The following is a 6,103-nucleotide window of genomic DNA, read 5'->3' as shown; positions in this document are numbered from 1 at the left end:
CCTCAGAGCCGCTTCGAGACGTACGGGCCGTCCTGCCGGTAGCCCCGGTTGCGGTAGTACTCGCGCGCGCCGATGCCGCTGATGACGGCGAGTTTGTCGTAGCCGGCGTCGGCGGCCATCGCCTCGGCGTGCCGGAGGAGCTTCCCGCCGTAGCCTTTGTGCTGCCAGTCCGCGCTCTCGCGACCGACTTCAACCATCGGCCCGTAGACGTGGAGTTCGCGCACGATGGCCGCGTTTCGGAGTTCGTTTCGTACCGGGTCGTTCGGGAAGCGGAGCCGACAGAACCCGACCAGGAGGTCCTGGTCCGGGTCCTCGTAGCTAATGAACTGCTCGGTGCCGCCGCCCGACTCGTAGGTCAGCACGTCGCGCTCGACGTTTTTCGGCGGGTCGTCGTTCATCCCGACCTCCCGACACCGGATACAGTCGCAGCTCCAGCCGTGTTCGTCCATCCGCTGGCGGGCGAGCTGGCGGAGGTTCGACTTCCAGACGCCCGCGTCGATGAAGTCGGCGGGGATGTCGCGCTGGACCCGTTGCAGGCGGACGTACTTCGGGATCATCGACTTGACCTCGGCGACGAGGTCGGCGGCCGACTCGTTGTCGAGGGGTTCGTACTCGCCCTCGCGCCACATGTCGTAGGTCCGCGTGCCGCGCACCACGAGCATCGGGTAGATCTTGAGGTAGTCGGGCCGCCACTCCGACTCCTCGAACAGCCGTCTGAAGTCCTCGATGCACATCTCCCGGCTCATGCCGGGCTGGCCGGGCATCATGTGGAAACCGACCTTGAAGCCCGCGTCCCGAAGCCGTCGGTTCGCGTCCACTGAGGCCTGCGTGCCGTGGCCGCGGTGCATCGCGCGGTTGATCTCGTCGTAGGTGGTCTGCACCCCGACCTCGACCTTCGTGCCGCCCAGCGAGAGCATCCGGTCGATCTGTTCGGGGTCACACCAGTCGGGTTTGGTCTCGAAGGTCGTCCCGATGTTCCGGATCCGCCCGTGCTCGTTCTCGGCGATCACGTCCTCGAGGTACTCGAACTCGTATTCTTCAGGGCTCTGCGCGAAGCTCTCCGTCTCCGACGGATCGGGTTCGGCCGTCGGATCGAAGTCGTTCATGGCTTCGAGCGCCCGCTTGACGAACCACTCCTGATAGTCGTGGCTCCGGGCGGTCATCGTCCCGCCCATCAGGATGAGTTCGACTTTATCTACTGGGTGCCCGATCTCGCGGAGCTGGTTCAACCGGAGGGTGACCTGACCGTAGGGGTCGTAGTCGTTCTGCACCCCGCGGGCGGCGGCGGGTTCGTGGCCCGTGTAGGACTGCGAGCTCGAAAACTCGGAGGCCGGTCCGCCGGGACAGTAGAGACACTTCCCGTGGGGGCACATTTGGGGGGACGTCATGATCGCCACCGGCGAGACGCCCGAGGCGGTTCTAACGGGCTTTCGCTGGAGGACTTTTTCGAGCTCCTCGCGACGGCCCTCGGGCGCACGGTCGAGGATCTCGGAGTTCTTCGGGACCTTCGGGGCCGAGAACTCGGAACACGCGTCGAGCTTGGCCGACTCGACGTCGTCGCGCTCGATCTCCCCGTCCAAAATTCGCTCGACCAGCGTCTCACAGACCCGTTCGAACGCCTCGGTCTCGGTCGGTTGGGTCTCGGTGCTCATCGGTAGTGGTGGGAGAATCGCCGTGGCGTTCGAATAAGCCTGTTGCTCGTCGGATCGTGCCCTGTGCCGGGTTCCCGGCAGTGGTCGCTACCCTTTTGCCGGGAGGCGCGCAACGCAGGCCATGCTCACCGTCCGGGCCCCCGCGACCAGCGCCAACCTCGGCAGCGGGTTCGACGTCTTCGGCGTCGCGCTCTCGCGCCCGGCGGACGTCGTCCGTGTCTCGAAGGCCGCCGAGACGACCATCGAGGTCACGGGCACCGGCAGCGAGTACATCCCGGAGGACCCGGAGAAGAACACCGTCGGCGCGGTCGCGGAGGCGCTCGACGCGCCGGCCCACATCGAGATCGACAAGGGGATCCGGCCGGCCTCGGGGCTCGGTTCGTCGGCCGCGAGCGCCGCCGCGGCCGCGGTCGGCCTCCGCGACCTCTACGACCGCGACTACACGCGGGAAGAGCTGGTTCCGATCGCCGCCGAAGGCGAGGCCGTGGTGTCGGGTGAGGCCCACGCCGACAACGTCGCGCCCTCGATCTTGGGAGGATTCACGGTCGCCACTCCCGACGGGATCACACAGGTCGACACCTCGATCCCGCTCGTGGCCTGCCTCCCCGAGACCGTCGTCTCGACCCGCGACGCCCGGCGGGTAGTGCCCGGTCGGGTGGACATGGACGACGTGGTCGAGACGGTGGGCAACGCCGCGAGCCTCACCGTGGGGATGTGTCGAGGCGACCCCGAACTCGTCGGGCGAGGGATGGCGGATCCGACGGTGACGCCAGCGCGGGCCGAGCTGATCGACGGCTACGATGCGGTCTGTCTGGCGGCGCGGGAGGCGGGCGCGACGGGTGTCACCGTGAGCGGCGCGGGACCGACGGTGATAGCGGCGTGCCGAGCGGGAGACCGACGAGCGATAGGGAGCGCGATGCTCGACGCGTTCGCCGAGGCCGGCATCACCGCTCGTGCCTTCCGGACCCGCGTCGGCGAGGGCGCGACGGTGTACTGAACCCCCTACTGAATCCTCACGGACCGACGCGCGTCCCCGAGGTGGAGGCGGCATCGAGCGCTTCCGTCAGACGGCGGTTCACCTGCTGGGGGTTCGGCACGTCGGTGAGCGTGATGTCCATCGTGTCGGAGCCGGCGGTGTAGATCGTGATGTCGCCGTAGGAGAGCAGTCGTTCGGTCATCGACTGGCTGCAGGTCGTGTTCTGGACCCGGTCGAGCCGGATCTGGGCGACGTTCCGGTTCAACAGTCCGGTCTTCTGGTAGACCTCCTCCGAGGTCAGCACGTATCGGGTGCTCACGACCGAGATGTACGACCACGCGATGACCGCGATGCCGAGCGGCACGCCGACGAGGGACAGCCATCGGAGGGTCGGGTCGGTCACGACGACCGCGAGCGCGACCCCGCCGAGCACGAGCACCAGTCCCGCGAGGACCGCGGGCGCGATCAATCGAAGGCTCGGGTGCCCGTCCCAGAGCACCGATTCCCCCTCGGTGAGGGTGACCCACTCGGGAGCGTCGCGTTCTGCCATCGCCCGGAGTAACGCGCCGAGCCTGATAGATTTATCCACCTCGCGCCCGACCTCCGAACCGATACGGTGGTATCCGGCGTTCGGAACCGATAAGTTAACCCGGGCTAAATAGCTTATTAGGCATGGCTAATTCATTCCCCGACCGTCTCCGGAGGCGGGTTCGTCGGTGAGCCGCGGCGGGACGTCCTTGCGGCAGCTCCCCGTTCGGGAGCTGCTGACCTATCTCGGGCCGGGATTTCTGATCAGCGTCGCGTACATGGACCCGGGGAACTGGGCCACCAACATTTCGGGTGGGGCGCAGTACGGCACCGCGTTGCTCTGGGTGATCGTGCTCGCGAGCTTCATGGCGATGGGGATCCAGATCGTCGCCGCGAAGCTCGGGATCGCCACTGGAAAAGGGATCGCCCAGCTCTGTCGCGAGCGCCTGCCGCGGCCCCTCGTGTACTTCCTGTGGGCCGCGGCGGAGCTCGCGATGATCGCGACCGACATGGCGGAGATCATCGGCGCGGCGATCGGCTTCAGCCTCGTGTTCGGTATTCCCCTTCCGGCAGGGGCGGTGCTCGCAGGCATCGCGTCGTTCGCGCTGCTCGGGGTGCGGACCGCCCGCAAGCAGGGCTACCGCTGGGTCGAGTTCGTGATCATGGCGCTCGTCGGCGTGATCGCGCTCGGGTTCCTCTTCGAGGTCGTGCTCGCCCGACCCACGGGTGGCGAGATCGCGCGCGGGCTCCTGCCGTCGATCCCCGGTCCGGACGCGCTCTACGTCGCGATCGGGATCCTCGGCGCGACCGTGATGCCCCACTCGGTCTACCTCCACCCGTACATCGTCCAGGACCGCCGGAACCGGTTGATGGAGACCGATGGCGACACCGAGGCGGTCCACCGGCGGCACTTCCGGTTCGAGTCGGTGGACACGATACTCGCGCTGTTCGGCGCGATGTTCGTCAACGCCGCGATGCTCGTGGTCGCCGCCGCGGCGCTCCAGGGCACGGGCATCAGCACGCTCAACGAGGCGTACGTCACCCTCCAGAACGTCTTCGGGTCGAACTCCAGTCTGGTGTTCGGGGTCGCGCTGATCGCCGCCGGCCTCTCCTCCTCGTTGGTGGCGACGATGGCGGGGCAGACGGTGATGGACGGCTTCCTCGACCTCCAGATCAACGTCTGGCTCCGGCGGTCGGTGACCTTGGTTCCGAGCCTCGCGGTCGTCATCGCGGGCTTCGATCCAACGAGCGTGCTGGTGGCCTCCCAGGTCGCGCTGAGCTTCGAGCTCCCGTTCGTGTTGATCCCGTTGCTCTGGTTCACGCGCGAGGAGGGGCTGATGCAGTCGTTCAAAAACCGGACGAGCACGACGACGGTGCTCGGGGCGATGATCGCGCTGATCGTGGTGCTCAACGTCTGGCTGATCTACACCGAAGTGTTCGTCTAGGACGAAAAATTGACCGATGTACCCTTCTCAGAGCCGAAACCCTATTTGACAGCGGGATCCTACCCTCTCCTATGAGTACTCAGATCCGCGAACCGGACGATGCGGATTCTATCATTCTCTCCCGGGAAGACGACTGGTTCGTCGCTCGCGATGAACGAACTGGGGTCGCGAGCCAGGGGGAGACACGTTCGAAGGCGCTGGCGAATCTGGCCGAAGCCCTGCAGCTGTACGAGGAAACCGACGACGAGGTGGAGACAGCAACTCCAGACGCTCCCTGGTTCTGAGAACTCACACAGCTACGTCTTACACACGTCATCTGTCTGAAAATTTGTGTATACGGTTCCCTCGAAAACACGGCTATGACAAGGCGAACGTACTCCGGATTGGAGATCGTGAAAGTTCTAACCGATAAGGGATTCACACCCGCGTCGGGGGCCGGTAGCCACAGAAAGCTGGTCTACGAACATCCGGAGACGGACGAGAAGCGGATCGTCATCGTTCCCCTGCACGATGAACTCGCTACTGGAACGCTCTGGAGCATCGCTGACCAGGCTGGCGCGAAGGACTTCGACGCGTTTTGCGCGTGGATCGATCGGAATCTCTGATATCGGTCGATTGCCTCCCCTACATCCTCCGAATTGAGTGAAATGCAGCTGGCAACATCGGACGGGATACTGGCTGGTTCCACTTCTGTCAAATCGATAGGGTTCCGACGATCTGCGTTTTCTCTGATCCCTTGCAGACTTCCTGCTGTTCCAACTCTACTTGGGTCATTGGCCTCAAGATGGGCAGAAACTGGAGGTGCCGAGGACTTCGGCGGTGCTGTGCGGAGCGGCTGCGGGAGTCGTCAGTGTTTGCGCCGCGAGCGAGTGAAACGAGCGAGCGGGCCGAGGAACCCCCGGAGGGGGTGACGACGGCTTTTGATCCACATTTTGCCAGGGAGGCCGCTTCGCGGCCGACCGCAGCAAAAGGTGGAGGCAGGGTCGTAAGCATTTAGCTACCTCGGTAGCTACCCCCCGTATGGCGGACTGTCCACTCGCCGACGAATGCCCGAGTTTCTCCGAGCGGATCAACGGCATGGGGTGTCAACACTACGGGAATCGCGGCGGTGCGGAGTGGTGTAATCACTACAGCCAACCAATCAGGGAGCTGAAATCCCAGCCGGTGACGATCGGCGAAGAACTGGTCGTCACGGTCGAGGACATGCACGAGAGCGGCGCGGGCGTGGGCCGAACCGAGGACGGCTTCATCGTCTTCGTCGACGGCGTGCTGCCCGAGGCGCGCTCGCGCGTGAAGATAACGAAGGTCCGCTCGAACCACGCGCGGGCGGACGAACTCGAACGCCTCCCGATGGAGGAGGACGAGGAGGAGACGGGCGACGAGGACGAAACCGAGGCCGACGAGAGCGAGGACGAGGACGACGACGGGCCAAAGCGCCCCGGACGTCGTCAGCGGCTCGGCAGCCGCGAGAACTTCTGGGGCGGGTAGGCCGGCTGGACAGT

At 65.5% G+C, this 6,103-nt stretch carries 7 protein-coding genes; 5 read left to right on the top strand and 2 right to left on the bottom strand.

Annotated features, from left to right (window positions below):
- Nucleotides 1-2: 2 nt before the first annotated feature.
- Nucleotides 3-1,652, bottom strand: a complete 1,650-nt coding sequence (locus D3261_RS09750; RefSeq protein ID WP_120071860.1) for a tRNA uridine(34) 5-carboxymethylaminomethyl modification radical SAM/GNAT enzyme Elp3 — start codon at nt 1,650-1,652, stop codon at nt 3-5.
- A 121-nt stretch (nt 1,653-1,773) separates the two neighbouring features.
- On the opposite strand from D3261_RS09750, the gene D3261_RS09745 reads away from it, so the two are divergent.
- Complete coding sequence (locus D3261_RS09745) at nt 1,774-2,649, top strand: homoserine kinase (RefSeq protein WP_120071858.1); 876 nt, start codon at nt 1,774-1,776, stop codon at nt 2,647-2,649.
- Nucleotides 2,650-2,665: 16 nt separating this feature from the next.
- Here the strand turns inward: D3261_RS09745 and D3261_RS09740 are convergent, their stop codons facing one another.
- Complete coding sequence (locus D3261_RS09740; RefSeq protein WP_120071856.1) at nt 2,666-3,178, bottom strand: PH domain-containing protein; 513 nt, start codon at nt 3,176-3,178, stop codon at nt 2,666-2,668.
- A gap of 166 nt (nt 3,179-3,344) precedes the next feature.
- On the opposite strand from D3261_RS09740, the gene D3261_RS09735 reads away from it, so the two are divergent.
- The 4 genes from D3261_RS09735 to D3261_RS09720 all read left to right on the top strand — a co-directional run bounded on the left by D3261_RS09735 (nt 3,345) and on the right by D3261_RS09720 (nt 6,089).
- Nucleotides 3,345-4,601, top strand: a complete 1,257-nt coding sequence (locus D3261_RS09735) for an Nramp family divalent metal transporter (RefSeq protein ID WP_233553958.1) — start codon at nt 3,345-3,347, stop codon at nt 4,599-4,601.
- A 71-nt stretch (nt 4,602-4,672) separates the two neighbouring features.
- Nucleotides 4,673-4,885: a type II toxin-antitoxin system HicB family antitoxin gene (locus D3261_RS09730; protein ID WP_120071854.1), complete on the top strand. Its 213-nt coding sequence runs from the start codon at nt 4,673-4,675 to the stop codon at nt 4,883-4,885.
- A gap of 75 nt (nt 4,886-4,960) precedes the next feature.
- Nucleotides 4,961-5,206, top strand: coding sequence for a type II toxin-antitoxin system HicA family toxin (locus D3261_RS09725; protein WP_120071852.1), 246 nt, complete (start codon nt 4,961-4,963; stop codon nt 5,204-5,206).
- A 415-nt stretch (nt 5,207-5,621) separates the two neighbouring features.
- Nucleotides 5,622-6,089, top strand: a complete 468-nt coding sequence (locus tag D3261_RS09720; RefSeq protein ID WP_120071850.1) for a TRAM domain-containing protein — start codon at nt 5,622-5,624, stop codon at nt 6,087-6,089.
- Nucleotides 6,090-6,103 lie beyond the last annotated feature (14 nt).

The sequence above is a fragment of the Halococcus sp. IIIV-5B genome (assembly GCF_003602035.1).
Taxonomy (GTDB): Archaea; Halobacteriota; Halobacteria; order Halobacteriales; family Halococcaceae; genus Halococcus; species Halococcus salsus.
The sequence above is the reverse complement of the archived record's forward strand: the minus strand, read 5'-3'. Positions and strand labels throughout refer to the sequence as shown.

Coding starts and splice junctions, on each gene's coding strand:
- D3261_RS09750 (WP_120071860.1), bottom strand. CDS start 1,652: ATGAGCACCGAGACCCAACCGACCGAGACCGAGGCGTTCGAACGGGTC.
- D3261_RS09720 (WP_120071850.1), top strand. CDS start 5,622: ATGGCGGACTGTCCACTCGCCGACGAATGCCCGAGTTTCTCCGAGCGG.
- D3261_RS09745 (WP_120071858.1), top strand. CDS start 1,774: ATGCTCACCGTCCGGGCCCCCGCGACCAGCGCCAACCTCGGCAGCGGG.
- D3261_RS09740 (WP_120071856.1), bottom strand. CDS start 3,178: ATGGCAGAACGCGACGCTCCCGAGTGGGTCACCCTCACCGAGGGGGAA.
- D3261_RS09730 (WP_120071854.1), top strand. CDS start 4,673: ATGAGTACTCAGATCCGCGAACCGGACGATGCGGATTCTATCATTCTC.
- D3261_RS09725 (WP_120071852.1), top strand. CDS start 4,961: ATGACAAGGCGAACGTACTCCGGATTGGAGATCGTGAAAGTTCTAACC.